This is a genomic window from Cylindrospermopsis sp. CR12, from assembly GCF_001432185.1.
GTDB lineage: Bacteria > Cyanobacteriota > Cyanobacteriia > Cyanobacteriales > Nostocaceae > Raphidiopsis > Raphidiopsis raciborskii.
This window is the reverse complement of sequence record NZ_LMVE01000042.1, coordinates 126,245-151,038: the sequence shown is the minus strand read 5'-3', so window position 1 is coordinate 151,038 and position 24,794 is coordinate 126,245. Positions and strand designations below refer to the sequence as shown.

Below are 24,794 nucleotides of genomic sequence, written 5' to 3'. Positions count from 1 at the left end.
TAGCACTTATACACTTATTCAGTGAATTTCAAAAAATGTTAATGTCTGCCAGTTCTGATTTTATTGCTCTATGTCAAGAGCAAGTATCACTGTTAACCCAGGGACTGGGAGCGTCTTCAAGTGTAGTCTACTTAACACAGGAACTGGTAGACCACCCCAGTGGAGAAGGGTTATTAATTCCCGTTCTGGTTTATCCAGAAGCTTCTCGATTAAATTATTCCCAGGACGTGGGTAGAATAAAAGTTAACAACCTCAAATTTGGCAATTTAGAAAATTTGAGCGACTCTAGTTATGTGTTGTCATTACCAGATCAAAAACTGTTAGCACCAAGATTAGACTATATTCCCTCATCTCCCCAATCAACTGGTGCTTATACTAGTGATTATAATAAGTCCCTTAACTTAGAAGATAAATATCTATTTGGACAGTACCAAGTTGTATTACCCCTGGTATATGAAGGTTTAATGGTGGGACTGCTTTTGACAGCAAGGGAAGATCGTCAGTGGAAACAAGTGGAAGAAGAAGAAGTTCGCCGCATAGCTACAACTTTAGCGATCGCCTGTATATTGGATCAGCGTCAAGTTTGGTTACAACACCAACTACAGCAGGAAAAAGCCTTACAAAAGGAGCAGGGGGACTTACTAGATAATCTTTTACATCAGTTTCGTAATCCTCTGACTGCTATTCGTACTTTTGGTAAACTTCTTTTAAAAAGATTAAGATCTAATGATACTAATAGGGAAGTAGCCATAAATATTATCAACCAAAGCGATCGCCTGCAGGAGTTATTGCAAAACTTTGATCAGGTTTTAGACTCAAAAAACAGAGACACAACAGCTATTCCCACACTAGGATTAGCACTTACAGTGGAAGCATCTCCCCAGAAAACAGCTCCGCTGTTGTTGCCAGGAACGGGAGAAGAGCCTACTAGTTGTCATTTAAAAGATATACTACTACCCCTACTAGCATCTGCACAAGTCCTAGCTCAGGAAAAAACTATTCAACTTTTAATAGACATTCCCAACCATTTACCACCAGTAAAAGCCAATATTAAGGCACTCACAGAGGTTTTCAGTAACATCATAGATAATGCCATAAAATATACCCCTGTGGGTGGAAAAATCTCCATTCAGTCTCTACAAAAAAATACAGACTTTCAGGGTATAGCTATTAGCGATACAGGTCCGGGTATACCCAAAGAGGATCTGGATCGTTTGGGTGAAAGAAATTACAGAGGAGTACAAGCTAATACTGACATTCCCGGCACAGGTTTAGGAATGGCGATCGCCAAACAACTGATAGCACAAATGCAGGGAGAAATAGAGGTTTTCAGCCCTGCAGTAGAATTTGATAGCGCATCCTCTTCTCTTCCGGGAACCAGCTTTATTGTTTGGTTACCTCAATTACCACATCTTTTGAATCAACATCCTTTATAGGGGAGTTAGTTTTAGCTTTAGAAGACTTCCAGCCCTCAATAACCAATTTAGACACTTCCGATACCAATAATGTTAATAAAACCAAGTCATCAATTTGACCAACAACAGGGATAAAATCGGGGGCAATATCAATGGGACTAACCAAATAAACAATAGTTCCCATAATTACCCACCAGCGGTACTTAGGTTTACGGATCAAACTGCCATACCAAGAGTAAAGTGATTGTACGGAAAAGCTCATATTTTTTTCCAGAATTTAGTGGTTAAGAAAAATGTTCTAGCATAATTGCTATATTTAGTGTAGTGAGGAGACTGGAAAAGTGGATATTTTAGATTTGTTCAAGAAAGGCGGTCCAGCCATGTGGCCGCTGTTAGTACTGTCCGTACTATCTCTAAGTGTAATCTTTGAGCGTTTGTGGTTTTGGCTACGAATTTTGAGCCAAGAAAAACAAGTAGTAGAAAGAGTGCTAGATGCTGCAATAGATAGCTGGGAAATAGCCACAGAAATTGCCCAAAAAGCCACTGATCAGCCCATAGGTCGTTTTCTATACGCCCCACTGCGGTTGCAAAAAAGTGATGCTGAAACCTTTAAACTAGCCTTGGAGTCTACAGCAGCAGAAGAAATAGCAGGAATGAGAAGGGGAGAAAAACTTCTAGAATCTGTAATCGCGCTTTCACCACTCTTAGGATTATTAGGTACGGTTTTAGGTTTAATTCAATCCTTGCGAGCAATTAAAATTGGTGATCTGGGTACAGAATCTACAGCGGGTGTCACCACAGGTATTGGTGAGTCCTTAATTAGCACTGCTTCTGGTTTGATAGTTGCCATTGTCACCTTAGTGTTTTATCGTCTATTTCAATCCTTTGCGGTTAATCAAGTGAAAGTGTTTAATAAAGCTGGCAATGATTTAGAGTTGTTGTATCGTCAATCTCCACCTGAGTCTAAGAAAAGAGAATTTGTTTTCATTACAGAAGAATCTCCAGTGGAAGAAGAGTTGACTCACCCTATTGAAAATCCTGTGACCAGTTCAGAATCAGAGCCAGAAAATGAAAGTTAACCTGCATACCCCCATTGAAGAAGTTCAGATTCAAATTATTCCTTTGATTGATGTTGTTTTTTGCATCCTGACTTTTTTCCTATTAGCAGCACTGCAATTTACCAGACAGCAGGCAATTAATGTTGATTTACCCAAAGCTACCACAGGTACTACCTCCGCTGCTAGTTCCCAGCCAAGTAACATTTTACCAGTTACTATTGATGCTGTAGGTAAAACTTACATTGAAAAGGATCCGGTGACCAGGGAACAATTGGAAGTGCGATTAAAACAGTATATTACTGGAAATCCCCAGGGTATTTTAGTTCTGAATGCTTCTCGCACAGCTACCTATAATGATGTGGTTCAAACATTAGATTTACTCAGACAAGTGGGGGGAAACCGAGTGTCCTTGGGAATTATCCCCGGAGCTTCTCAACCGGTGATTGATTCACTAAACCTTCCTGGGACTCCGATTGTACCACCACTAAATTTACCCACGGTTCCTGGTGCTGATCCTGGGTTGAATCCACCAAGTGCCCTTCCCACACCACCAACTGCTGGGAATTCTCCCCCTATTACTATTCCCCAAACACCTGTACCCCAAAGGTAAGATGTGATTTTTAAAAACCTATTTTTTGCTTCCCTGAAACTCTTTATTAGATTGTAAACCAAACGAGTTCAGGGGAGTTTTCTTATTTTGAGATTCCCCACGCATAAACGCGGGGAATTTCAGCGTCAATGACGCCCCTAATTATTCATTAGTTGGAGCCAGAGGAGGATTACCAGAGTTCTGCTGACGCTGGTCACGCTTTTTCCTGTCCGCAGCCAGCATGTCCGCCATAACTGTTAGTGCTTGTTCCATCTTATCAAGATTAGAACGATATAAGTCTAAATCCTTATTTAGTTTATCCTCAGACAATTTTAAACCTTGAGCAATAACTGCAATAGTTTGATTGCGCTGAGTTTCATCCTTAACAAATTCAGGATCTGACAATTCCAATAGGGAGAATAAACCAATAGCCAACAAACGACTGTATTTAAAATTAGGATTTTGGGCTATAGCTTGTAGTTCCGCTTGCAGATTAGCATCTTGATCCAATGGGGTAGTTTGACTGCACCAAGCAATTAAGTCTTTTACAGAAAAAGAGTTAGCTATAGCCTTGAGCTTGGCTGCATCCTGGCGATACACCTGGGGATCCTGCTCCACAGCACAAATGATGGCATTAAAAATAGATACTAGATCCTTGGATGGTTGGTAGCCCTGCATAAAGCGGTCAAAAGTTGTGACAACCCCTAAGGCATAGATTGAATTGTAGCTAAAATCTACATTGACTGACAGCAAGTGCATCTCTACCATCAATTCCTCTACTACCCGACGGTAAATAGTGTTGATGGGGCGGGTATGACGGCTATAGAAAGTTCGCTTTGTATCAGAGACAGTACGGAAGTTATTCACAAGGAAAATGTTAAGGGCAATGTATTGTTATTTCCTATTCTAACAAAAAGCCGTCCTTTCTTAGATTCAGTTGTGCATTCAAAAAGGAATAGCAAAAGCTTCCTCTTCTGTTTCACAGATTTCAAACACAGTATCCATCATGGTGACCTCAAAAACGAGTTTTGCATCTGGATGAATATTACAAATGCGAAAAGTTCTATTTAACTTGTTTGCATCACGCATTCCAGCTACCAAGGAAGTTAAACCAGAGCTATCAATAAAATCTACTCCTCCCAAATTCACCACTAGATGACAATTCTTCTTACTAATACACTCCTGTAACTTTAATCTAAATTCCCAAGCAGTTGTAATATCAAGGCGACCCGCTGGTGCTAAAACAATTACAGTTTCATCGCTTTTAGTCTGATAGCTTTTTTCTTGTATAGAGAGCATATTTGTTAATATTCTTGTCTAATAGTTTTAGCAGTTTTTACCAATTGAGGCTGGAATATTAAAAAGCTGCTGTCTTGCTGCCATATTATTATACCAGCCCATACCAATGCTACATACACTCAATGACTAGATTGTAACTTCCAATTGAGCCAGTCTTGGGGTTTGAGGAAAGTTTCATACAATTCGGACTCGGGAGAATTTGGTTGTGGTTGATAGCCATACTCCCAGCGAACCAAAGGAGGTAGGGACATTAAAATGGACTCCGTGCGTCCATTAGTTTGTAGTCCAAAAATCGTACCTCGGTCATAAACTAGGTTAAATTCTACATATCTACCTCTACGGTACAATTGGAAACTACGCTGGCGATCGCCATATTCCGTATTTCGGCGACGTTGCACAATAGGTGCATAAGCTGGGATAAATGCTTGACCACAGTCTTGGATTAGAGAAAACACTTGTTCCCAGGTACGACGGGGTAGCGGTGTCAAATTTCGACTGTAGTTAGCAGCTTCCCCCTGGGAATCAGGACCTCGATAAATATCACCCTGTCCATCCTGATAATCTAAAAATATGCCTCCCACACCTCTGGTTTCACCCCGATGTTTAAGATAGAAATATTCGTCGCACCAGCGTTTAAACACTGGGTAGTAATCTACATGATGTTTATCACAAGCATTTTTAAGAGTTTGATGAAAATGAATAGGATCTTCAGCAAAAGGGTAGTAAGGAGTTAAATCAGCACCACCGCCAAACCACCATACCGGACCTGCTTCAAAGTAACGATAGTTCAAATGAACAGTAGGTATGTATGGGTTACGCGGATGTAAAACTAAGGAAGTACCAGTAGCATAGAAGCCATGTCCTGCAGCTTCTGGGCGCTGAACTAAAATAGATGGTGGCAGCTGATCGCCCCACACTTGGGAAAAATTAACACCAGCTTGTTCAAAAACTGTCCCTTCACGCAAGACACGGGAACGCCCACCACCACCTTCTATACGCTCCCAGGAGTCTTCAGTAAATTTGCTCCCACCATCCAATAGTTCTAACTCAGTAGTAATTTTATCTTGTAGTTGTTTCATGAACTGACTGGCTCTAGTTTGAGAGTCAGGGGGGGGAAGAAATTTGGATAATTCTGCTGAGAGAGTGGGGGTTTGCGAGTTAGTCAACATAGATTCCCGAACCTAAAGATTACAATTTTTACAGAAGTTGGAAGTTTTACGTCAATCAAAACGACAAATCGTTTGGGAAAATTATATCAGAAACTATATCAGAATAAATTAAGTTCACCCAGGTGAGAAAAGGGCCGATTGTGCATATCAGATGCTTCCCATGTTCTACAATGAAATGGAAAATGAAAATGTGTCTAGGATGCACCGCTGACCATTAAACAGACAAATTGTAGATAGGAGAGATAAGAGTGCAAGATTGGTTATCCAAATTCCTCCACCGTAAGCATCGTCGAGTTTGCGTTTCCCTAATGAGAACCTATCGACAAATCAGCTCTGCTTCCGTAGATCAATTGTGGTTCAAGGTGTCAGATCTCACAGACTTTTCCTGGCATCCCTTGTTTAAAAGCACTAATGTACCCCTAGGTTTAGTGCCCAAGCCAGGATTAATATTTCAGGCAGTGTCAAGATTTTGGCCAGTTCCTATTCATATTTTCGTAGAACGGGTAAATCCTAAACAACTGCTAAGCGTTCGTATTTTGGCAGTTCCTGGTATAGAAGAAAGAGTAACTTATCAAATAGAGTCTACTCTCTGTGGTAGTTATTTATCCTATTCAGTGGACTTACGTGGTTGGTTATCCCCGATAATTTGGTCATTGTTTGGTTCATATATAGATCGGGTGGCACGCTGTTTAGTAGAAGCAGCGGAAATGTCCCAGGGATCTAATGTTTAACTATTAACCACAGAAGGTTAAGATTTAAATTAGTAAAAATTAAAGTCTTTTAAATTTGATTAAGGCGGGTATTTATGTCCAATCTCCTCAATTCCCAGTCAGTGCTGGAAGTGTTGCGTCCAGTAGAAGACCCAGAACTTCGCAAAAGTTTGGTGGAACTAAATATGATTCGCAACGTAAAAATTGATGGTGGCAAAGTTAGCTTTACTTTAGTCTTGACTACTCCCGCTTGCCCATTACGAGAATTTATTGTAGAAGATTGTAAAAAAGCTATTCGTAATTTACCAGGTGTTACAGATATAACAGTCGAGGTAACAGCGGAAATACCCCAACAGAAATCTCTACCGGACAGGACTGGTATCCAGGGAGTAAAAAATATAATTGCTGTTTCTAGTGGTAAAGGTGGAGTTGGTAAAAGCACTATAGCTGTCAATGTGGCTGTGGCTTTAGCACAAGCAGGTTCTAAAGTGGGTTTATTAGATGCTGACATTTACGGTCCTAATGACCCAACTATGTTAGGTTTAGCAGATGCAGAAATTGCCGTGCGCTCCTCAGAAAACGGGGAAATCCTGGAACCAGCTTTTAATTACGGTGTGAAGTTAGTATCCATGGGCTTTTTAATAGACCGGGATCAGCCAGTTGTTTGGCGTGGTCCCATGCTCAATGGTGTGATTCGTCAGTTCCTATATCAGGTTGCATGGGGTGAAATTGACTATTTAATCGTGGATATGCCACCTGGAACGGGAGATGCCCAATTAACCCTAAGTCAAGCAGTGCCTATATCAGGTGCAGTGATTGTTACCACACCTCAAACCGTAGCTTTGTTGGACTCCCGCAAGGGTTTACGGATGTTCCAACAGATGAATGTCCCCGTGTTGGGAATTGTGGAAAATATGAGTTATTTTATCCCTCCGGATCAACAGGATAAACAATATGACATCTTTGGTTCCGGTGGTGGTTCTAAAACAGCTGCAGAATTGCAAGTACCACTTTTGGGGCGTGTACCTTTGGAAATGTCTATCAGAATTGGTGGAGATAATGGTATACCTGTGGTCATTTCTCACCCAGACTCAGTTTCCGCTCAGTCCCTGAAGGCGATCGCCCAAGGGATCGCTGCTAAGGTTTCTATAGCAGCTCTAACATGATTAGTGTTAACATCTACTGTTTATTAGTATAATGTTATTAAAACGTTCAACTCGAAAATTTACTTGGCATTCTTGGATAAAACCCTGGCAACAAATGGACTGGTTGCTATTATGTCTACCTGTGGCAGCTAGTTTATTTGGCGGGTTGATGATATTTAGTACAGAACGCAATCAACCTGTTACTGATTGGTGGTGGCATTGGCTGATCACCGGTATTGGGTCGATTATAGCCTTGTGTCTATCTCGGTTTCGGTATGAAAAACTAATAGAATGGCACTGGTTCACCTACGGGTTGACTACTTTCAGCCTAATTTTAGTGATGATAGTTGGTACAAGTGCTAAAGGGGCTCAAAGATGGATTAGCGTTTTAGGGTTTAATGTACAACCTTCGGAATTTGCTAAAATAGGAATTATTATAACCCTAGCAGCTCTCTTGCACAAGCGCACAGCTTCCAGTCTGGACAATTTTTTTCGAGCTTTAGCATTTACAGGAGTTCCCTGGTTACTAGTGTTTTTACAACCAGACCTAGCTACCTCACTAGTATTCGCCTCCATAGTTATAGGAATGCTCTACTGGGCGGATGCTAACCCTGCTTGGTTAATCCTGATGGGTTCCCCAGTAATATCTGCTATTTTGTTTAGTACCTCTTGGCCCTTGTCTCAACCAATTATACTCTTTAAAGAACTCATTTTTAGTCCCCTGGGAGTACTCTGGGCGATCGCCATGGGGGTTTTAGGGTGGTTAAATTTACCCTGGCGGAAATTTAACATTGGTGCGATCACCAGTTTTAGTTTAAACATGTTAGGTGGTGAACTGGGGGTTTTTGCCTGGAATCATGTCTTAAAAGAATATCAAAAAAACCGACTGACTGTGTTTATGAACCCTGACCACGACCCCCTAGGAGCTGGCTATCACCTGGTGCAATCCCGCATTGCTATTGGTGCAGGGGAAGTGTGGGGATGGGGATTATTTAAAGGTCCAATGACTCAATTAAACTTTGTTCCCGAGCAGCACACAGATTTTATCTTTTCCGCAGTTGGGGAGGAATTTGGTTTTATTGGTTGTTTAATAGTCTTATCCCTGTACTGTTTAATTTGCTTCCGATTGCTCCATGTGGCCAAAACTGCCAAAGATAATTTTGGCTCCCTAATAGCTATTGGTGTATTGTCAATGATTGTATTTCAACTGATTGTCAACGTTGGTATGACTCTGGGTTTAGCACCGGTGGCGGGTATACCCTTACCCTGGATGAGCTATGGACGTTCAGCAATGTTGACTAACTTTATCAGTCTAGGAATAGTGGAATCTGTAGCCATTTTCCGTCAGCAACAAAAATACTACTAAATTGATCTTCCCCCCCCCAATACCCAATAGTTTAGGATTACTATATGATCAAGCTAACAACAAAATTTGAGGATAAAAACATGATTCTACCTGGAGCTACTGTTCGCGTCAAAAATACTGCAGACACTTATTATCGTTATGAAGGACTTGTACAACGGGTTAGCGATGGTAAAGTTGCCGTTCTTTTTGAAGGAGGTAACTGGGATAAAATTATCACCTTTCGCCTTCCGGAATTAGAAGTAGTGGAAACTATACCCACAAAAAAAGGAAAATGACCATGAAGTTTGGGTGGGGATTTTATACTCACGATTGTCACCCACCCTCTTCTCTTATACCAGTATCAACATGTTTTTACCTTTACCACAGTTTGCCACAGAAGATCGTCATCCTGACCACATTGCTGAGGTAATTGAAACCAGCTCTACCGAGTTTCTGGCTCAGTGTTTGGATCCGGAAGATTTAAGATTTCCCCTAATGCCAGCTTTTGGTAGCTGGATTTCCGCCTTTGATGAAGAATCCGATAATCAAATATATGCTGTAGTATACTATGCCACTACTGCTCCCATAGACAGTGTGCACCGGGCGCGGGCCCTGGGGTTGTCCCTAAAAAATTTACGTCAGGAACAACCCCAAATATTTGCCATGTTGAAAACAGAATTTAAAGCTGCTATTGTTGGTTTTGAGGCACCATCGGACATATCTACTCAAAGACAAATGTATCACTATTTACCTCAACGTCCACCTCAAATTCATCAGGCAGTGTATAAGTGTAGACCAGAATCTATACTTAGATTTACGGACAATATGGATTTTCTGCGAACCTTACTGTTAGTTCCCGGAGCACCAGTAGAATCATTAGTTGCATCCGCGATTCGTGAAGTTTATAAATTACGTAAATTAGACAGAGAATGGCTTGTAAAAGCCTGTCGCTACCTAAGTTTACTTTTAAAGGACGATTATGATCAATTAAGATTTATTCTTGGTCAGATCCATCCCTAGTTAGAACGAACAGTTAGAACCGAACAAATTTGGCTGGCACACTTCTCAATTTGCAACCAGCATGAATATCCTATAGGAGTAATAATAATCAAACAACCATGAGAATTTTAGTCACTGGTGGAGCGGGTTTTATAGGTTCTCATCTTATAGACCGTCTAATGTCCAACAATCATGAAGTTATATGCCTTGATAACTTTTACACAGGAAGTAAACAAAATTTGCTGTCATGGTTAAATAATCCTAGATTTGAAATTATTCGTCATGATATTACCGAACCAATTCGCTTAGAAGTAGATCAAGTTTATCATTTAGCCTGTCCCGCATCCCCAGTACATTACCAATACAACCCCATTAAAACTGTCAAGACAAATGTAATGGGAACTTTGAATATGTTAGGTTTAGCCAAGAGAGTCAAGGCTAGATTTTTATTGGCATCTACTAGCGAAGTTTATGGAGATCCAGAAATCCATCCCCAAACGGAAGACTATCGTGGTAGTGTAAATCCCATCGGGATTCGTTCCTGTTATGACGAAGGTAAAAGGGTTGCTGAAACATTAACATTTGACTATCACCGAGAAAATAAAGTAGATGTTCGGGTAGCTAGAATTTTTAACACTTATGGACCAAGGATGTTAGAAAACGATGGTCGGGTGGTTAGTAATTTTGTAGTTCAAGCTTTGAGGGGTAATCCCCTAACTGTATATGGGGAAGGTCAACAAACTCGGAGTTTCTGCTATGTTTCAGACCTAGTAGAAGGTTTAATTAAATTAATGAATGGTGATTACACTGGTCCTGTCAACCTAGGAAATCCAGAAGAATACACAATTTTAGAACTGGCCCAGACAATACAAAACATGATTAATCCAGAGGTGCAAATTAAATTTACACCCCTACCCGCAGATGATCCCCGTCGTCGTCGTCCCGATATCACCAGGGCCAAAACCTGGTTAAATTGGGAACCAACAATTTCTCTACAAACCGGGTTAAAGATGACTGTGGAAGACTTCTACTCCCGTATTCATGCTAATGACTAAAAATATTGAATTATACAAAAATTAGAAAAAATTAGGAGTTGAAAGATGCGCGTTTGTGTAATTGGAACCGGTTACGTAGGGTTAGTAACGGGAGCCTGTCTAGCACACATTGGACATGATGTTATTTGTATAGATAACAACGAAGAAAAAATTAAAATGATGAAGTCTGGACAATCGCCAATTTTTGAGCCAGGACTATCGGAAATTATGCAATCTGCCATAAATAGCGGTAATATTCATTTTTCAGCAGATTTAGTCGCAGGAGTGGCCCATGGGGAAATTCTGTTTATTGCAGTGGGAACACCTCCCTTACCAAATGGTGAAAGTGATACTAGATATGTAGAAGCAGTAGCTCGTGGTATTGGAGCAAGTTTGAATGATGGTTATAAGGTGATTGTGAATAAATCTACCGTACCTATTGGTTCTGGTGATTGGGTACGAATGATTGTGCTAGATGGCCTTGCTGAACGCCAAGCATCCTTGGTAGAAGGAGTAAATTCCCCTGAGTTTGATGTGGTTAGCAATCCAGAGTTTTTACGGGAAGGTTCGGCAATTTATGATACTTTTAACCCAGACCGAATTGTTCTAGGAGGAAGTAGTCCAGAAGCTATTGGTATGATGAAAGAACTCTACGCCCCAATTATAGAAAGAAAATTTGCCGTGGACAAATCCTTACCACCCATACCCTTGTTGGTGACGGATTTGAGTTCAGCTGAAATGGTAAAATACGCGGCAAATGCCTTTTTAGCCACTAAGATTAGCTTTATTAATGAAGTAGCAAATATTTGCGATCGCGTAGGTGCGGATGTTACTCAAGTAGCAAAAGGCATAGGTTTAGATTCCCGCATTGGCAGCAAATTTTTACAAGCTGGAATTGGTTGGGGTGGTTCTTGTTTTCCTAAGGATATATCAGCTCTAATTCACACTGCTGATGACTATGGTTATGATACCCAAATACTCAAAGCTGCGGTAAGTGTAAATGAAAGACAACGGGTAATTGCCATAGAAAAATTGCAACAGGCGTTAAAAATTCTCAAAGGTAAAACCGTAGGACTGATGGGTCTAACCTTTAAACCAGATACAGATGATTTACGGGATGCCCCTGCGCTTAAACTTATACAGGAGCTAAATCGTTTAGGCGCAAAAGTAAAAGCTTACGACCCGGTCATTTCCCAATCTGGTATGCGCCATGGTCTTTCCGGGGTGTTAGTGGAAACCGATGTTGAAAGATTGGCAGATGGTTGTGATGCTTTAGTGCTAGTAACAGAGTGGCAAGAATTTATCAGCTTGGACTATGGAAAAATGGCGAAACTGATGAAACATGCTGTAATGATTGATGGCAGAAATTTTCTAGAACCAAAAATGTTGATTAACGCTGGTTTCCAATATTTAGGTATTGGTAGATAAGGTTGGAGAATCGCTTGCTGATCGTTGATAAACATCCTTACTACGACCTAGGGCAAAGCGTAGTGATTGGAATACCCCATGATTAGATTGGGACATAAAGATTAAAATAGCCAGGAGGGTTAAACCAAAACTAAGACCAAAAACATGACGATAGCTAGTGGATTGGGCTATGTAACCCACCACTGGACCAGCTATACCCAGTCCCAGATCAAATCCCACCAGGGATACACTGAAAATGCGCCCTCGTTCATGGGGTAGGGCTCTATCAGTCATCATGGCGGAAATCATGGGAATGGCAATACCAGAAGCAGCACCCTCCACAATTGCTCCCAATAGGAGAATTGGAGAACTGTTGGCTTGCCAAATAGTTAGCATGGCTATGCCATAACCGATTAAACTAAGAGTGACAAATAAACCCCTACCATATTTGTCTGAAGCTCTACCTACAAATAATCTAATAACAAAGCTGGAAATGGCCGCAGCAGCGAAAAATAAGCCAGCGTTTAAATCAATTCCTATTGATTTAATAAACAGAGCGATAAAGGTGTGTATGGTACCAATGGAAAAACCTATGATCAATAATATAATTGCTGGGACACGAACTCGAGGACTAATTAAAATTCCCCAGAAATCATCCCCTGTTTCTTGTTTGTTATTTTTCCATGTGGGGGGATTGGTTATAGGAATCACACAGATTAAACCTAAACCAGCTAGTAAACTGGAGAAAATAAATAATGGGGTGTAACCCGCTATGGCTTGTAAATATCCACCCAGGGCAGGACCAACAGCTACCCCAATGGGATTGACTAAGCTCATATACCCAATAACTTCGCCACGACGGTTATCCGGAGCTAAATCCGATACTAGTGCAATATAGGCTGTAGCAAATGCTGCAATGCTTATACCATGAAAGGCTCTAATTAGCATCAATCCCACCAGGGATTTTACTGCTAAATAACCTAAAGGGGCAATTGTGGCTACTACCATACCAATTAGTAAAACTAGCTTTCTCCCCTGACGGTCTGCTAATTTTCCTACCTGGGGGCGAAACACTAATACTCCCACAGCAAAGCTACCCATAACAATACCAATTTGTTGCTTTGTTGACCCTAGGGACTCTATGTATAATGGCAGTGTGGGCAATAGGGACGCCAAAGCTGACCAAAACAACAAACCACATGTAAAGATTACTACTAAGTTTTTCCTCAAATCAGGATCTAAGCTGGGGGAATTTCTCACGCTGAACACTACCTAAATAAATAATAGTCATCTATTAAGTATATGTTAAGATGGGTCATCGCTCTGGATTATCTGCAGAATGTGAGTTCAAGATGAAAGAACACAAAAAAGCCAAATGGAAAAATCCCAGAATGGTCATTTATGGTATTATTACCATGGTCATTGTTAGTATTATAGGTTTATTTTTAGGTCAGATAGCCACTGCAAGCGTTATAATCACGGACATAGAATTTCTTGGTGTAGCTACTTTACCCACGGGATATACCTTTCAAAATACTGAAATAGGTGGACTCTCAGGAATTACCTATGATGTTGATCACGATCTTTACTATGTTGTTTCCGATAACCGGGGACAAAAAGGACCACCTCGGTTCTATAACTTCAAAATTGACCTAAGTAAAGGTAAGTTAGACCAAAGCAAAGTACTACCTGTAGGTGTCACAACTCTACTAGATGAAAACAATCGAAAATTTGCCCTTGGGGGAATTGATCCCGAGGGTATTGCAGTGACAAAAAAATCCACCGTCTTTATTTCTTCAGAGGGGGATGTCAGTCAATCAATTAATCCGTTTATTCGGGAATTTTCTCTAGCTTCAGGGAACGCAATTAATAGTCTACCCATACCAGAGAAATTTTTACCCGATGGCAAAAATCAACGGGGTGTGCATAATAGTTTAACCTTTGAAAGTTTGACAATCACACCTAACAATCAAATGTTGTTTACAGCTACGGAAAACGCCCTAGTTCAAGATGGTGAAGCTGCTAAACCCAAATTTGGCACTCTGTGTAGAATTCTACAATATAACCTCACTTATAATCAACCGCAAAAAGAATTTCTCTACCCTATGGAACCAGTTACACCCCTATTTAACTTCATGGATAGATTTTATAGTGGACTGTCGGATTTAGTAGCTTTAGATAATAGAGGAAACTTTCTCAGTTTAGAAAGAAGCTTTACCGGTGTGGGCTTTGCAGTTTCCCTATTCGAAGTGTCTCTGAACAATGCTGATGATATTCAGAATATCCCTAGTCTTAAAGCTATTGACATCGGCAAAATCAAACCAGTTGAGAAAAAATTACTTCTAGATTTGCAAACCCTACCCCTACCCTTAGATAATATAGAGGGACTAACTATCGGACCAAAATTATCCGATGGCAATATTTCTCTAATTTTGGTGGGTGATAACAACTTTAATAGACTACAAAGCACCCAAATACTAGCGTTAAAACTGAAAAGAGAATCCCCCTTAAAAAGACTACTACATCAGTTGGGATTGACCTGGTGACTAAAATTGAAAAGTAATTGGAAAAAGTTTTACCTATTTCCAATTAATCAAAACCCTAGGAAAGTTGATTTTTCAATTTCTCTAAAGCTGACCAACGTCTATCAACTGAACTTTCATTAACACCAGTAGCTATAATTCCCGGACAATTTGAGTTACATAACTGGCGTTGAGGAATGGCTAAACACATCTGTTCATATACCCACTCACCAGGATCAAAATAACCATCAGGTGCAATGGTTTCTACCAAATCCTCCATAGCAACTTCCCTTTCCAAGGGTAAATCTTCTACCGGACTAGAATTAGTGTCAAACCAAATAATTTCTTTAGTCTTAATAGCCAACCTCTGATTATATTGTTGTAAACATCGGTTACAGCTACAAGTAATTATAGATTCTGCTTTACCAGAAACTTCTAAGTAATTACCATGGTGTTGCAAACGAACAACACCACGCACGGGTGTTAAAGTTTCTAGCCCCGGTAGAAATTCATCAACCTGAATCTCTTCTGTACACTGCGGAGCCTTAGTTAGTTGTGGCAGAAAAATAGCATCCATGATACTTATGAATACACTTCAATATTTACCCAATTGGAAAGTATTGTTAAACCTTCGCATTTAACCCCATTTTAGCTTGAGTAATCAGAATTAGCTGGCGATTGAGTGGCTAAACGAATCACCAGATTGCGATTAGGTTCCCGACCACGGCTAAAGGTTTCCAAATCTGGAAATTCCTTCAAGAAGCTGTGAACTTGTCGTCTCTCAGCGGAATTCAGAGATCTAATTTCCACCTCCCTTCCGGAAAACCGCACTTCCTGAGCTGCAGTTTTCACCAAAGTACTGATTTCTGCTTGTCTTAGGACACGATAACCATTCAACTCAATGATATAGGATATTTGTTCCTGTTCCTGGTGATGTAAGTTCAACACAGAATTAGCCAAGGACTGTATAGCATCTAAAACGGATCCGCTAGTACCTATCAATACCCGTATCTGTTCGGGCATTAAATTAGAGTCATCAATTGTCAACCAATAGCTATTTGGTTCCAGGGGAGCTGTTTCTAAAGTTGGTGCAGCACCCATTTGACTGTAAACATTAGCAGAGATTCCAGCTAACTGCAGCAATTGTTTTAACCACTGTTCACTGTGCTGCATAGAAATGTCACTCATAAGTTGGGTTACTTAGGTTTTAGATTCTTTGTTATTGGGCTGTTTTTTCTTGGAACCTTTTGGTTCAAAGGGTAAGGTCTTCACATCTACCGTTGCTGCTTGTTTTTCTTTTTCCTGTATTGCTACAATCTTTTGCAGCTCCTCTGGTAAAGGTTCCCGAGACAGAATATAGGTCTGGAGGGTTTGGAAAACATTACCAATTACCATGTACATGAGTACACCTGCAGGTAAAGGAAAGAACAAAAACATCCCAGAAAAAATCACAGGAGTGATTTTATTGACGGTTTCCTGTTGAGGGTTACCACCACTGGAATTTTGCCCAGACAGCATTTGGCTAAAGTATAAGCTAATGCCAAAGAAAATAATCATACCAACAATGTCCCAGTGTACCTTGCCATCGGGATCAATTGCTCCCACCCTACCCAACGCATCAATAAACAGAAATCCACTATTGGCAGCTAGTCCAGGGATTGTGCCTTGAATTGTCACGTCCCCTGGTTGCAGAGCTTCAACATTACCTTCTGAGTCAATCTTGATGCGGTCTTCTCCCTTAATGATTTTCCATTCGGGGGTCAACTTTGTTTGGGGATATTCCAATAAGAGTGCATCAAAGGGTTTACCCTCCATAGTTTGATATTGGATCTTGGTTTTTTCCCCTACTGCCAATTTATTGCCACCAGGAAGAATGGCGGTGATTTTAGTGTGCACACCGTCTGCAACGTAAATGTTTTGAGGAGAGGTAGCAAAAGCCTGAGGTTGAATGCGTTCAATTTGTTCTGAGGGCACAATTTGTAGGTTAACTGAGTAATTAGCACCCGCAAATGGCGAACCCCTGAGAGTAGCAAACAAAGCCAACAACACTGGCATTTGTAACAGCAGTGGCAAACATCCAGCTAAGGGATTGCCAAATTCCTTTTGGACATTTACCATTTCCTCTTGCTGTTTTTGCGGATTATCTTTATAGCGCTCTTTTATTTCCGCCATCCGCTTTTGCATCAAAGGTTGTACTATTCGCATGCGACGCATACTGCGAATAGACCCAGCACTCAGAGGGTAGAGTGCGAAGCGAATGATTAGTGTTAAAGCCACAATTGCCAATCCATAGCTGGGGAAAACGCCATAGAAAAAGTCTATGATTGGCAACATGACATTGTTCGAGAGAAACCCAATACCAAAATCCATTATTCTCAATCCAACCCAAGGTAATGTAAACGTAAACTGAATCTAATTTATCTAAATTGTGATTTACTGGCGACTATCACCAGCTACGGATAGCCGCACCTACAAGATAATAGGTAGATCAAGAGGGGTTAGAAGTATATTGAGGATTCTTAGCGGCAACCCTATCATTGATATATTCATAAACCTCTCGAAAGTTGGGAATAGCCCTAATTTCCAAACGACTACCGTTTTTCAGGGTTAACACCATGTCACCCCATAGACCAACGCCACGAGGGACTTTCACCACCTTCACAACTTCTGAATAAATCACATCAGTGCGATTTTGTCCCATCCAACCACCCATCACAGCAACTCGCCGATCAGTGATCTTAAAACGCAACCACAAAGCTCTAATAATCGCCCCAATTGTCAATGGCAAGCCAACTATGGTCAGGCCAATTAGTAGATTGAGAATTAAATCCCCAATGTGGGGACCACCTTCATAATAAACTTCCTCACGAATGCCCATTTATCACCTCAGCTTTTACCAACAACTGCTCTAATTCTCGCAGAAATTGTTGGCTTATGCACTGCCATTCTCCTGTCTTTGGCTTGACAATTACCACCAGTCGCCATCCTTTGGATAACTTCGGTAATAATTGGTACAAAACACCCGTAATTTGTCTTTTGATACGGTTGCGAACCACTGCTCTTTTGCTAACTTTAGTGCTAATAGAAATACCAATTTTAGTATTAGGTAAGTTTTCACAGGTGTTAGCAGGTATATTTATAGAAGAGGAGTGCAGGTGAGTTGGAGATAGGGGTTTTAAAGCTCTCAGGGTGAAATGAGAGCTATGACACCGGACTCCTTCCCGGAAAACTGCCTGGAAGTCGCCACGGGATTTTAGTCTGTATGCTTTTGGCAACGGCACAATAGGTTTGTGTTAGCTAGGTTCCTATTAAACGCTCAAACGATGACGACCTTTTTTTCTTCTGGATCTAATTACGTTTCGACCGGTTGGGGTTTGCATTCTGGCGCGAAACCCAGAAGTTCTCTTTCTTTTGCGACAAGTTCCACCCAGTGTTCTTTGCATTGTTTTCTCCTCTTAGGCAATTTTATAAAAAGTCACAATCTCTTATCTTAGCACTTTACTCCAGATCAGAACATATTTTGCAGGTACTAGATTTAGGATATGCTAATGATCCAGGTTCCAAGATAGCGAGGAATTTGCACCCCACCAGGGGAGAGAACCTGACAGTTAAAATAGAACATCCCGCCAAAACTTGGGTTTTGCACGTTGGAGAGAATTAGTTCAACTTTACTACGAGCAGGCACGGGTTCTTGGGTCACTATCTCAATTACTCTTGTTTCTTTATCCCATTTAACTTCTTTTAAACCTACACTTTTACCTTTAACTCGAACTTCTATTTCTTTTGTGTCGAAGCTACCTTTGTAGTGTTCAGGATAGGTAATATTAAATTGAGATACTGGCAATTTCATCTTATTGGCAGGCACTCTTAGTCTATATCTATCTGTGCTATTAGTTTGTCCGCCAAAATCCAAGAAAAAGGACAGCTGATTTTCTGATTTAACACCACTAAATAGTGTTAAGCCCGGTAGGCTTTGAGCTAGGGTGGTAGTGGAAATACCAGTTAACAGGCAACTAGATAGGGCTAAAGCCGGGAGTAAACGCTTCATAATTTTAACCATTCGATGACAAATTTGATTGGTATGACGTAGGAACTGGCATAAGGGTGCCAGCAATCATCAAGCAATTTTTACGGACGTTAAGTTTCTTTTCGATTTTGGACACAGCTTTAACTAACCCACTAGAATACCCTAAACAAATGAGAAAAACAATCTCAACAACCTAGCTACTTGTTTCGAACCACAATAATATACTCAGTAATATGAATAAAAAAAATCCCTAAGATAATCTGAAAACTTACACACAATACCTGACACATAGTATATACATCAAGTATACATCAAGTACAACAGCTTGCTAATGTCCAGGACTATACGTCCGTAGCTAGAGATTCCCTCTGGTATAGCACCAAAGGTAATCCATGAAAGTTAAACCTGAAGCTAAAAAAGGATGTTAGGAAATATTGAGTATTGATCTTATTCATCTTGAGGAGACTAAATGAAAATTGCAGTTGCTAAGGAAATAGAAGTAAGTGAACGGCGGGTGTCATTAGTTCCTGACATGGTAGCCAAACTGGTCAAACAGGGACTAGAAATCTCTGTGGAAACCGGTGCAGGAGAAAAAGCATACTTTAGTGATGGGGACTATGAAGCAGCAGGGGCAAAAATTATTACTGATGCTGCTGTCTTATGGGGTGAAGCTGACATACTGCTCAAGGTGAGTCCACCCCAGGAAAGGGAAGATGGTCGGCACGAAATAGACCTGCTCAAACCAGGAGCAGTGTTACTTAGTTTTCTCAACCCCCTGGGTAATCCGGAAGTAGCTCGAAAATTAGCACAACGGCAAATCACTGCTCTAAGTATGGAACTCATACCCCGTACTACCAGGGCCCAAAGCATGGATGCCTTGTCTTCTCAAGCTTCCATAGCTGGCTATAAAACCGTATTATTGGCAGCAGCAGCACTACCTAAGTATTTTCCCATGTTGACTACCGCAGCAGGTACTATTGCGCCTGCTAAAGTGTTTGTTATGGGTGCAGGAGTAGCTGGGTTACAAGCTATAGCTACTGCTCGTAGACTGGGTGCCTTAGTGGAGGCTTTTGATATACGCCCAGCAGTGAAGGAGGAGGTACAAAGCTTAGGAGCGAAATTCGTAGAGATTAAATTAACAGAAGAAACCACAGCAGCAGGTGGTTATGCCAAAGAGATTTCTGAAGATAGCAAAAAACGCACCCAAGAGGTGGTTGCTGAACACGTCAAACACTCGGACATAGTCATCACCACAGCTCAAGTACCAGGTAGAAAAGCCCCCATCCTAGTCACGGAGGATATGGTAAAAGGAATGAAACCTGGCTCTGTAATTGTGGATTTAGCGGCGGAACAGGGAGGAAACTGCGCTTGTACAGCACCTGGTAAGGATATAGTTTATCACGGTGTGACTATTATTGGACCGATTAATCTGCCTTCGTCAATGCCTGTACACGCTAGTCAACTTTATGCCAAGAATGTTACTGCATTAATGCAGCTGGTCGTTAAAGATAAAGCCCTAAATATTAACTTTGCAGACGACATTGTTGATGCTGCTTGTATTACCCACAATGGTGAAATCAGAAATCAACGCATTAAGGATGCACTACAGACCGTTACGGTTTAATTTTTGAAAGACCATTTTCGAACTAACAATCTGTGAAATAAATCTCAAATCAAAATGACTGAAACACTACTTGCAGCTTTGTCTGTACTTGTTTTGGCTTCTTTTATAGGTTTTGAAGTCATTAACAAAGTTCCCCCTACACTACACACTCCTCTAATGTCTGGTTCCAATGCCATTTCAGGAATTTCCGTAATTGGTGCGATTTTAGCAGCGGGGGAGAAAAATACGAGTTTGTCCGTAATTCTTGGTTTAATTGCGGTCATATTAGCCATGGTTAACGTTGTCGGGGGTTTTTTGGTAACTGACAGAATGTTGCAGATGTTTAAGAAAAAGGAGGTTAAAGCATGACCAGTTTTATCCCTACCAGTATTCAGCTCACCTACTTGCTGGCCGCATCCCTATTTATATTTGGTTTGAAAAAACTAGGCTCTCCTGCAACTGCACGCAATGGTAATGTTATTGCAGCAGTGGGAATGTTATTAGCCGTAGTTGCTACCTTACTAGACCAAAAGGTTCTCAATTATGAGATGATATTAGTGGGTCTAGTCATTGGTTCCATTATTGGGGTTATTGCAGCTTATAAAGTGCAAATGACAGAAATGCCCCAAATGGTGGGTTTACTCAACGGTTTAGGTGGAGCATCTTCCGCTCTTGTAGCTGTTGCTGAGTTTTGGCGTCTTTTGGATGCTGGCCAATCTATACCTTTGGATATCAACATATCCATGCTATTGGATGTGTTAATCGGTGGTGTGACTTTTACTGGTAGTTTTCTAGCTTTTGCTAAATTGCAAGGTTTAGTTAGTGGGACTCCCATTACTTTTCCCCTGCAACAACCTGTGAATTTGTTGCTTTTAGGTACATATCTAGCAGGGAGTGCCTATTTAATCGCTTCTCCCGATAGTTTACCAGTATTTTTGGCAGTGGTGGCCGTTTCCCTGGTGCTTGGAGTAATGTTCGTATTACCCATTGGCGGTGGAGATATGCCAGTAGTAATTTCTATGCTAAACTCATTATCAGGTGTGGCAGCATCAGCAGCAGGCTTTGTGGTGATGAATAACATGTTAATCATTGCTGGTGCTTTAGTTGGTGCTTCTGGAATTATCCTTACGGAAATTATGTGTAAGGCCATGAACCGGTCTTTGTTCAGTGTTCTATTTAGTGCGTTTGGTTCTGTTTCTACTGTTAGTGGTGGAGCTACTACTGCTACTGGTAATCAAACTGTGCGGAGTATTGATCCTGAAGAAGGTGCTATGATGTTGGGTTATGCACGTTCTGTGGTCATAGTACCCGGTTATGGTATGGCTGTAGCACAAGCCCAGCATAGCATTCGCGAGTTAGCAGATCAACTGGAGCGCATGGGTGTAGATGTTAAATACGCCATACATCCAGTAGCTGGTAGAATGCCAGGACATATGAATGTATTGTTAGCAGAAGCTAATGTGCCTTATACTCAGTTATATGACATGGAGGATATTAACCCCCAATTTGAACAAGCTGATGTAGCTCTGGTCATTGGTGCCAATGATGTGGTTAACCCTGCAGCTCGCAGTGATGCTAACAGTCCAATTTATGGAATGCCCATTTTAGAGGTTGATAGGGCTAGGCAAACTATTGTGATTAAACGAGGTATGAGTACGGGTTTTGCTGGTGTGGATAATGAGTTGTTTTATAAGGAAAAAACAACTATGTTATTTGGTAGTGCCAAGGATATGGTGGCTAAGTTGGTCTCCGAGGTGAAGCAGCTTTAGAAATATAGGGAATGGGAAATGGGGATTAATTAACATTTAACATTATTAGAGCGATCGCAATCGCTCTAATCTTTCCAAATATGTCTGAAACCCTATTGATATCGTTAGGATTTTATTGCGTTTGAGGATTTTGGCTAAGGTATTGATTAGGTAATGATTTTTTTAAAAACTGGCTCCTCAAATGATATGATAGGCGATTTAACAGTAGCTAATCAAAAGACTAACTAACCCTAATCATGACCCAAAAATACAGTATTACCCTACTTCCTGGCGATGGTATTGGTCCTGAAATTATGGAAGTAGCAGTGGATGTACTAAAACTGGTTGGTAAGCAATTCAAGTTGAATTTTCAGTTTGAAACTGCTCTAATCGGTGGTGCTGCGATCGACGAAACCGGAGAACCTCTACCATCCCATACCCTAGAGACTTGTGGGCGCAGTGATGCAGTTTTATTAGCTGCTATAGGTGGTTATAAATGGGACTCTTTACCTGCAAATAAACGTCCTGAAGCAGGACTATTGGGATTGAGAGCTGGGTTAGAACTATTTGCCAATTTAAGACCCGCAAAAATAATCCCTCAGTTAATAGGTGCTTCCACCCTCAAACCGGAAGTAGTGGAGGGTGTGGATATCATGGTGGTACGAGAACTCACAGGGGGGATTTATTTTGGTAAACCCAAAGGTATTTTCACTACAGAAACAGGAGAAAAACGTGGTGTAAATACGATGGTCTACAGTGAATCAGAAATAGAAAGAATTGGCAGAGTTGCTTTTGAAACAGCACAAAAACGAGGTGGCAAACTTTGTTCGGTGGACAAGGCTAATGTCTTAGAAGTATCTCAGTTGTGGCGAGAGGGGATGAATAAACTGGCTCCCGAATACCCCCAGGTAGAATTATCTCATTTATATGTAGATAATGCTGCCATGCAGTTAGTTCGGTCCCCTAAGCAGTTTGATACTATTGTCACTGGCAACCTTTTTGGTGATATTCTTTCTGATGCAGCAGCTATGCTAACCGGTAGTATAGGCATGTTGCCATCAGCTAGCTTAGGATCTTCCGGTCCAGGTGTGTATGAACCCGTCCATGGTTCTGCTCCTGATATTGCAGGACAAGACAAAGCCAATCCTCTAGCACAAGTCCTAAGTGCGGCTATGATGTTACGCTATGGGTTAAATCAGCCAGCAGCAGCAGACAGCATAGAAAACGCAGTGTTACAGGTTTTACAACAAGGCGATCGCACAGGAGATATTATGTCTCCAGGAATGAATCTTTTAGGGTGTCGAGCTATGGGTGACGCCTTACTGAACATTCTGGAAAAAAATAGTTAAATGGTCTATACAGTTAGATAGTCCATGAGGGAAAATTTAGCGTTACTTGCTAAAGGTTTCCGATAAACTAAGTAGGGAGGCATAATTATTTGTAGGATGGGTCGAGTAACGAGACCCGTGGTGTTGGGTTTCATACTTCAACCCAACCTACGTTAATCTTATATTTAATTCCACCCACCCACTTAAAACTAAATCTAACTCCATCTATATAATAACCAAAGGGTTCCAGTGTACCTTTCACAACCAGATCTCAATAATTTCAGTGTCCAACCCAACCAAACTGCTTTGATCGATCCCGCCGTGATTAAAGCAGCAGGACAAATTTATCACACCTATTCTCAAGTCCATCCAGAAATTATCGGTCAAGTATCAGGGGTGGCGATTAGTCGCACAACCTATAGGGGTAAGGTCATTTTTACCCAGCAACCAGTTCTTTTACCACAGGAATGTTTTATACCTTTACAACAAATAGAGTCTTATGTTTACTAACAAATACCAATAATCAACCCAACAGTTAATCACTGATATGATGCTAACTTTAGTGACTAGCAGTGTCGTTGTTTTATTATTGGGCGCATGCATTGGCAGCTTCATCAATGTGGTGGTTTACCGACTACCCAGGGGATTGTCATTACTATGGCCTCCTTCCCGTTGTCCTCACTGCTTGAACCAGCTGAAAGTATATCACAACTTGCCCATTTTAGGTTGGCTATGGCTAAGGGGAAAATGTGCTTATTGTCAAGGTGAAATTTCCCATCGTTATCCCCTGGTAGAGTTATTGACGGGAATAATATTTTTAATTGTATTTTGGGTATTTCAATTTTCACTGCCAACTATTGGCTATTGGGTTTTTTGTAGTTGGTTACTAGCCTTATCCTTAATAGACTGGGAGACAATGATCCTACCGAGTAGTCTGACTAAATCAGGACTGGTCTTGGGTTTAATATTTCAAACCACTTTAGGTTATGTAACACATAACACCTGGTCTGGGACCATTGGGCAGTTAATCTGGGGAATAGGTGGCATGGTTTTAGGTATATGGTTGTTTGACATTATTGCCAACTTGGGATTTGTGTTTTATGGCCAACCAGTTATGGGTGGTGGTGATGGTAAACTAGCAGCAATGATGGGTGCTTGGCTCGGTTGGCAATACTTATTAATAGCTAGTTTTATAGCCTGCTTTTCTGGGGTGTTAGTAGGTTTTGGGGCAATTATTGTCTCTGATGGTCAAATAGGACAAAAAATGCCCTTTGGACCATTTTTAGCCTGGGGAGCGCTGATTTCTATTTTTGGTGGTCAGGTCATCCTGGATCATTACCTACGCTTTGTACTATCCCATTCTTGAGGTGAAATGTATGTATTGTGATACTATTCA

Annotated in this window: 29 protein-coding genes; 17 read left to right on the top strand and 12 right to left on the bottom strand. The window is 40.9% G+C overall.

The window, feature by feature from the left end; genetic code table 11:
• The first annotated feature begins 35 nt into the window (after nucleotides 1-35).
• The gene (locus ASL19_RS05195; protein WP_057177525.1) at nucleotides 36-1,436 is read left to right on the top strand and encodes a sensor histidine kinase KdpD; all 1,401 of its coding nucleotides are present in this window, start codon (nucleotides 36-38) and stop codon (nucleotides 1,434-1,436) included.
• Here the strand turns inward: ASL19_RS05195 and ASL19_RS05190 are convergent.
• Nucleotides 1,384-1,677, bottom strand: coding sequence for a YkvA family protein (locus ASL19_RS05190; protein WP_057177524.1), 294 nt, complete (start codon nucleotides 1,675-1,677; stop codon nucleotides 1,384-1,386). The two genes, ASL19_RS05195 and ASL19_RS05190, sit on opposite strands and share 53 nt — an antisense overlap.
• A 79-nt stretch (nucleotides 1,678-1,756) precedes the next feature.
• Between ASL19_RS05190 and ASL19_RS05185 the strand changes: the two genes are divergently transcribed.
• Complete coding sequence (locus ASL19_RS05185; RefSeq protein ID WP_057177523.1) at nucleotides 1,757-2,494, top strand: MotA/TolQ/ExbB proton channel family protein; 738 nt, start codon at nucleotides 1,757-1,759, stop codon at nucleotides 2,492-2,494.
• Nucleotides 2,484-3,083 carry a biopolymer transporter ExbD gene (locus tag ASL19_RS05180; RefSeq protein WP_006278558.1) on the top strand — a complete coding sequence of 200 codons (600 nt, stop codon included), beginning with the start codon at nucleotides 2,484-2,486 and terminating at the stop codon, nucleotides 3,081-3,083. The genes ASL19_RS05185 and ASL19_RS05180 overlap by 11 nt, the downstream gene beginning before the upstream one ends.
• A 141-nt stretch (nucleotides 3,084-3,224) precedes the next feature.
• Here the strand turns inward: ASL19_RS05180 and psb29 are convergent, their stop codons facing one another.
• The 3 genes from psb29 to hemF form a co-directional block, all read right to left on the bottom strand.
• The gene (gene psb29, locus ASL19_RS05175) at nucleotides 3,225-3,929 is read right to left on the bottom strand and encodes a photosystem II biogenesis protein Psp29 (protein WP_057177522.1); all 705 of its coding nucleotides are present in this window, start codon (nucleotides 3,927-3,929) and stop codon (nucleotides 3,225-3,227) included.
• Nucleotides 3,930-4,007: 78 nt separating this feature from the next.
• Nucleotides 4,008-4,361, bottom strand: coding sequence for an STAS domain-containing protein (locus tag ASL19_RS05170; RefSeq protein WP_057177521.1), 354 nt, complete (start codon nucleotides 4,359-4,361; stop codon nucleotides 4,008-4,010).
• A 119-nt stretch (nucleotides 4,362-4,480) separates the two neighbouring features.
• Nucleotides 4,481-5,530, bottom strand: coding sequence for an oxygen-dependent coproporphyrinogen oxidase (hemF, locus tag ASL19_RS05165; protein ID WP_057177520.1), 1,050 nt, complete (start codon nucleotides 5,528-5,530; stop codon nucleotides 4,481-4,483).
• A 248-nt stretch (nucleotides 5,531-5,778) separates the two neighbouring features.
• On the opposite strand from hemF, the gene ASL19_RS05160 reads away from it, so the two are divergent.
• From ASL19_RS05160 to ASL19_RS05130, 7 genes are all read left to right on the top strand, one after another.
• Complete coding sequence (locus ASL19_RS05160; protein WP_006278554.1) at nucleotides 5,779-6,261, top strand: hypothetical protein; 483 nt, start codon at nucleotides 5,779-5,781, stop codon at nucleotides 6,259-6,261.
• A 74-nt stretch (nucleotides 6,262-6,335) separates the two neighbouring features.
• Nucleotides 6,336-7,406, top strand: coding sequence for an Mrp/NBP35 family ATP-binding protein (locus ASL19_RS05155; RefSeq protein WP_057177519.1), 1,071 nt, complete (start codon nucleotides 6,336-6,338; stop codon nucleotides 7,404-7,406).
• A gap of 31 nt (nucleotides 7,407-7,437) precedes the next feature.
• Nucleotides 7,438-8,751, top strand: coding sequence for a rod shape-determining protein RodA (gene rodA / locus ASL19_RS05150; RefSeq protein WP_057177518.1), 1,314 nt, complete (start codon nucleotides 7,438-7,440; stop codon nucleotides 8,749-8,751).
• 80 nt (nucleotides 8,752-8,831) lie between these two features.
• Complete coding sequence (locus tag ASL19_RS05145; protein WP_040009990.1) at nucleotides 8,832-9,026, top strand: NAD(P)H dehydrogenase subunit NdhS; 195 nt, start codon at nucleotides 8,832-8,834, stop codon at nucleotides 9,024-9,026.
• A 70-nt stretch (nucleotides 9,027-9,096) separates the two neighbouring features.
• Nucleotides 9,097-9,750 (top strand): HAS-barrel domain-containing protein, encoded by a 654-nt coding sequence (locus ASL19_RS05140; protein WP_057177595.1) that lies wholly within the window; start codon nucleotides 9,097-9,099, stop codon nucleotides 9,748-9,750.
• A 98-nt stretch (nucleotides 9,751-9,848) separates the two neighbouring features.
• Entirely contained in the window at nucleotides 9,849-10,784 is a 936-nt protein-coding gene (locus ASL19_RS05135) for a UDP-glucuronic acid decarboxylase family protein (protein WP_057177517.1), read from the top strand.
• Between the two features lie 45 nt (nucleotides 10,785-10,829).
• Nucleotides 10,830-12,191, top strand: a complete 1,362-nt coding sequence (locus ASL19_RS05130) for a UDP-glucose/GDP-mannose dehydrogenase family protein (RefSeq protein ID WP_057177516.1) — start codon at nucleotides 10,830-10,832, stop codon at nucleotides 12,189-12,191.
• Here the strand turns inward: ASL19_RS05130 and ASL19_RS05125 are convergent.
• Entirely contained in the window at nucleotides 12,174-13,430 is a 1,257-nt protein-coding gene (locus tag ASL19_RS05125; RefSeq protein WP_057177515.1) for an MFS transporter, read from the bottom strand. The two genes, ASL19_RS05130 and ASL19_RS05125, sit on opposite strands and share 18 nt — an antisense overlap.
• A 92-nt stretch (nucleotides 13,431-13,522) precedes the next feature.
• Here ASL19_RS05125 and ASL19_RS05120 point away from each other — a divergent pair, with 92 nt between their 5' ends.
• Nucleotides 13,523-14,716: an esterase-like activity of phytase family protein gene (locus ASL19_RS05120; RefSeq protein ID WP_057177594.1), complete on the top strand. Its 1,194-nt coding sequence runs from the start codon at nucleotides 13,523-13,525 to the stop codon at nucleotides 14,714-14,716.
• Nucleotides 14,717-14,771: 55 nt separating this feature from the next.
• On the opposite strand, the gene ASL19_RS05115 is transcribed toward ASL19_RS05120, so the two are convergent.
• The 7 genes from ASL19_RS05115 to ASL19_RS05090 form a co-directional block, all read right to left on the bottom strand.
• The gene (locus tag ASL19_RS05115) at nucleotides 14,772-15,269 is read right to left on the bottom strand and encodes a DUF177 domain-containing protein (RefSeq protein ID WP_057177514.1); all 498 of its coding nucleotides are present in this window, start codon (nucleotides 15,267-15,269) and stop codon (nucleotides 14,772-14,774) included.
• A 71-nt stretch (nucleotides 15,270-15,340) separates the two neighbouring features.
• Nucleotides 15,341-15,880 (bottom strand): R3H domain-containing nucleic acid-binding protein, encoded by a 540-nt coding sequence (locus ASL19_RS05110; RefSeq protein WP_057177513.1) that lies wholly within the window; start codon nucleotides 15,878-15,880, stop codon nucleotides 15,341-15,343.
• Between the two features lie 12 nt (nucleotides 15,881-15,892).
• Complete coding sequence (gene yidC / locus ASL19_RS05105) at nucleotides 15,893-17,062, bottom strand: membrane protein insertase YidC (RefSeq protein ID WP_057177512.1); 1,170 nt, start codon at nucleotides 17,060-17,062, stop codon at nucleotides 15,893-15,895.
• Nucleotides 17,063-17,180: 118 nt separating this feature from the next.
• The gene (locus ASL19_RS05100; RefSeq protein ID WP_006278542.1) at nucleotides 17,181-17,570 is read right to left on the bottom strand and encodes a PH domain-containing protein; all 390 of its coding nucleotides are present in this window, start codon (nucleotides 17,568-17,570) and stop codon (nucleotides 17,181-17,183) included.
• On the bottom strand, nucleotides 17,557-17,973 hold the full coding sequence (rnpA, locus tag ASL19_RS05095) for a ribonuclease P protein component (RefSeq protein ID WP_057177511.1): 417 nt from the start codon (nucleotides 17,971-17,973) through the stop codon (nucleotides 17,557-17,559). Before rnpA ends, ASL19_RS05100 begins: the two co-directional genes overlap by 14 nt.
• A gap of 27 nt (nucleotides 17,974-18,000) precedes the next feature.
• The gene (gene rpmH, locus ASL19_RS16635) at nucleotides 18,001-18,135 is read right to left on the bottom strand and encodes a 50S ribosomal protein L34 (RefSeq protein WP_071985364.1); all 135 of its coding nucleotides are present in this window, start codon (nucleotides 18,133-18,135) and stop codon (nucleotides 18,001-18,003) included.
• A gap of 92 nt (nucleotides 18,136-18,227) precedes the next feature.
• Nucleotides 18,228-18,740: a DUF2808 domain-containing protein gene (locus ASL19_RS05090; protein ID WP_057177510.1), complete on the bottom strand. Its 513-nt coding sequence runs from the start codon at nucleotides 18,738-18,740 to the stop codon at nucleotides 18,228-18,230.
• A gap of 448 nt (nucleotides 18,741-19,188) precedes the next feature.
• Here ASL19_RS05090 and ASL19_RS05085 point away from each other — a divergent pair, with 448 nt between their 5' ends.
• From ASL19_RS05085 to ASL19_RS05060, 6 genes are all read left to right on the top strand, one after another.
• A complete protein-coding gene (locus ASL19_RS05085; RefSeq protein WP_057177509.1) occupies nucleotides 19,189-20,343 on the top strand; it encodes a Re/Si-specific NAD(P)(+) transhydrogenase subunit alpha in 1,155 nt (384 codons plus the stop codon).
• A gap of 54 nt (nucleotides 20,344-20,397) precedes the next feature.
• Nucleotides 20,398-20,691, top strand: coding sequence for an NAD(P) transhydrogenase subunit alpha (locus tag ASL19_RS05080; RefSeq protein WP_006276576.1), 294 nt, complete (start codon nucleotides 20,398-20,400; stop codon nucleotides 20,689-20,691).
• Complete coding sequence (locus ASL19_RS05075) at nucleotides 20,688-22,091, top strand: NAD(P)(+) transhydrogenase (Re/Si-specific) subunit beta (RefSeq protein WP_057177508.1); 1,404 nt, start codon at nucleotides 20,688-20,690, stop codon at nucleotides 22,089-22,091. The genes ASL19_RS05080 and ASL19_RS05075 overlap by 4 nt, the downstream gene beginning before the upstream one ends.
• 236 nt (nucleotides 22,092-22,327) lie before the next feature.
• On the top strand, nucleotides 22,328-23,419 hold the full coding sequence (leuB, locus tag ASL19_RS05070; RefSeq protein ID WP_057177507.1) for a 3-isopropylmalate dehydrogenase: 1,092 nt from the start codon (nucleotides 22,328-22,330) through the stop codon (nucleotides 23,417-23,419).
• A 228-nt stretch (nucleotides 23,420-23,647) separates the two neighbouring features.
• On the top strand, nucleotides 23,648-23,908 hold the full coding sequence (locus ASL19_RS05065; RefSeq protein ID WP_057177506.1) for a hypothetical protein: 261 nt from the start codon (nucleotides 23,648-23,650) through the stop codon (nucleotides 23,906-23,908).
• Between the two features lie 40 nt (nucleotides 23,909-23,948).
• Entirely contained in the window at nucleotides 23,949-24,764 is an 816-nt protein-coding gene (locus ASL19_RS05060; RefSeq protein WP_057177593.1) for an A24 family peptidase, read from the top strand.
• Nucleotides 24,765-24,794: the final 30 nt, after the last annotated feature.

Coding starts and splice junctions, on each gene's coding strand:
- ASL19_RS05110 (WP_057177513.1), bottom strand. CDS start 15,880: ATGAGTGACATTTCTATGCAGCACAGTGAACAGTGGTTAAAACAATTG.
- yidC (WP_057177512.1), bottom strand. CDS start 17,062: ATGGATTTTGGTATTGGGTTTCTCTCGAACAATGTCATGTTGCCAATC.
- ASL19_RS05180 (WP_006278558.1), top strand. CDS start 2,484: ATGAAAGTTAACCTGCATACCCCCATTGAAGAAGTTCAGATTCAAATT.
- ASL19_RS05080 (WP_006276576.1), top strand. CDS start 20,398: ATGACTGAAACACTACTTGCAGCTTTGTCTGTACTTGTTTTGGCTTCT.
- ASL19_RS05135 (WP_057177517.1), top strand. CDS start 9,849: ATGAGAATTTTAGTCACTGGTGGAGCGGGTTTTATAGGTTCTCATCTT.
- ASL19_RS05155 (WP_057177519.1), top strand. CDS start 6,336: ATGTCCAATCTCCTCAATTCCCAGTCAGTGCTGGAAGTGTTGCGTCCA.
- leuB (WP_057177507.1), top strand. CDS start 22,328: ATGACCCAAAAATACAGTATTACCCTACTTCCTGGCGATGGTATTGGT.
- rodA (WP_057177518.1), top strand. CDS start 7,438: ATGTTATTAAAACGTTCAACTCGAAAATTTACTTGGCATTCTTGGATA.
- ASL19_RS05060 (WP_057177593.1), top strand. CDS start 23,949: ATGCTAACTTTAGTGACTAGCAGTGTCGTTGTTTTATTATTGGGCGCA.
- ASL19_RS05195 (WP_057177525.1), top strand. CDS start 36: ATGTTAATGTCTGCCAGTTCTGATTTTATTGCTCTATGTCAAGAGCAA.
- ASL19_RS05100 (WP_006278542.1), bottom strand. CDS start 17,570: ATGGGCATTCGTGAGGAAGTTTATTATGAAGGTGGTCCCCACATTGGG.
- ASL19_RS05120 (WP_057177594.1), top strand. CDS start 13,523: ATGAAAGAACACAAAAAAGCCAAATGGAAAAATCCCAGAATGGTCATT.
- ASL19_RS05115 (WP_057177514.1), bottom strand. CDS start 15,269: ATGGATGCTATTTTTCTGCCACAACTAACTAAGGCTCCGCAGTGTACA.
- hemF (WP_057177520.1), bottom strand. CDS start 5,530: ATGTTGACTAACTCGCAAACCCCCACTCTCTCAGCAGAATTATCCAAA.
- ASL19_RS05130 (WP_057177516.1), top strand. CDS start 10,830: ATGCGCGTTTGTGTAATTGGAACCGGTTACGTAGGGTTAGTAACGGGA.
- ASL19_RS05170 (WP_057177521.1), bottom strand. CDS start 4,361: ATGCTCTCTATACAAGAAAAAAGCTATCAGACTAAAAGCGATGAAACT.
- ASL19_RS05190 (WP_057177524.1), bottom strand. CDS start 1,677: ATGAGCTTTTCCGTACAATCACTTTACTCTTGGTATGGCAGTTTGATC.
- ASL19_RS05090 (WP_057177510.1), bottom strand. CDS start 18,740: ATGAAGCGTTTACTCCCGGCTTTAGCCCTATCTAGTTGCCTGTTAACT.
- ASL19_RS05085 (WP_057177509.1), top strand. CDS start 19,189: ATGAAAATTGCAGTTGCTAAGGAAATAGAAGTAAGTGAACGGCGGGTG.
- rpmH (WP_071985364.1), bottom strand. CDS start 18,135: ATGCAAAGAACACTGGGTGGAACTTGTCGCAAAAGAAAGAGAACTTCT.
- ASL19_RS05140 (WP_057177595.1), top strand. CDS start 9,097: ATGTTTTTACCTTTACCACAGTTTGCCACAGAAGATCGTCATCCTGAC.
- ASL19_RS05145 (WP_040009990.1), top strand. CDS start 8,832: ATGATTCTACCTGGAGCTACTGTTCGCGTCAAAAATACTGCAGACACT.
- ASL19_RS05075 (WP_057177508.1), top strand. CDS start 20,688: ATGACCAGTTTTATCCCTACCAGTATTCAGCTCACCTACTTGCTGGCC.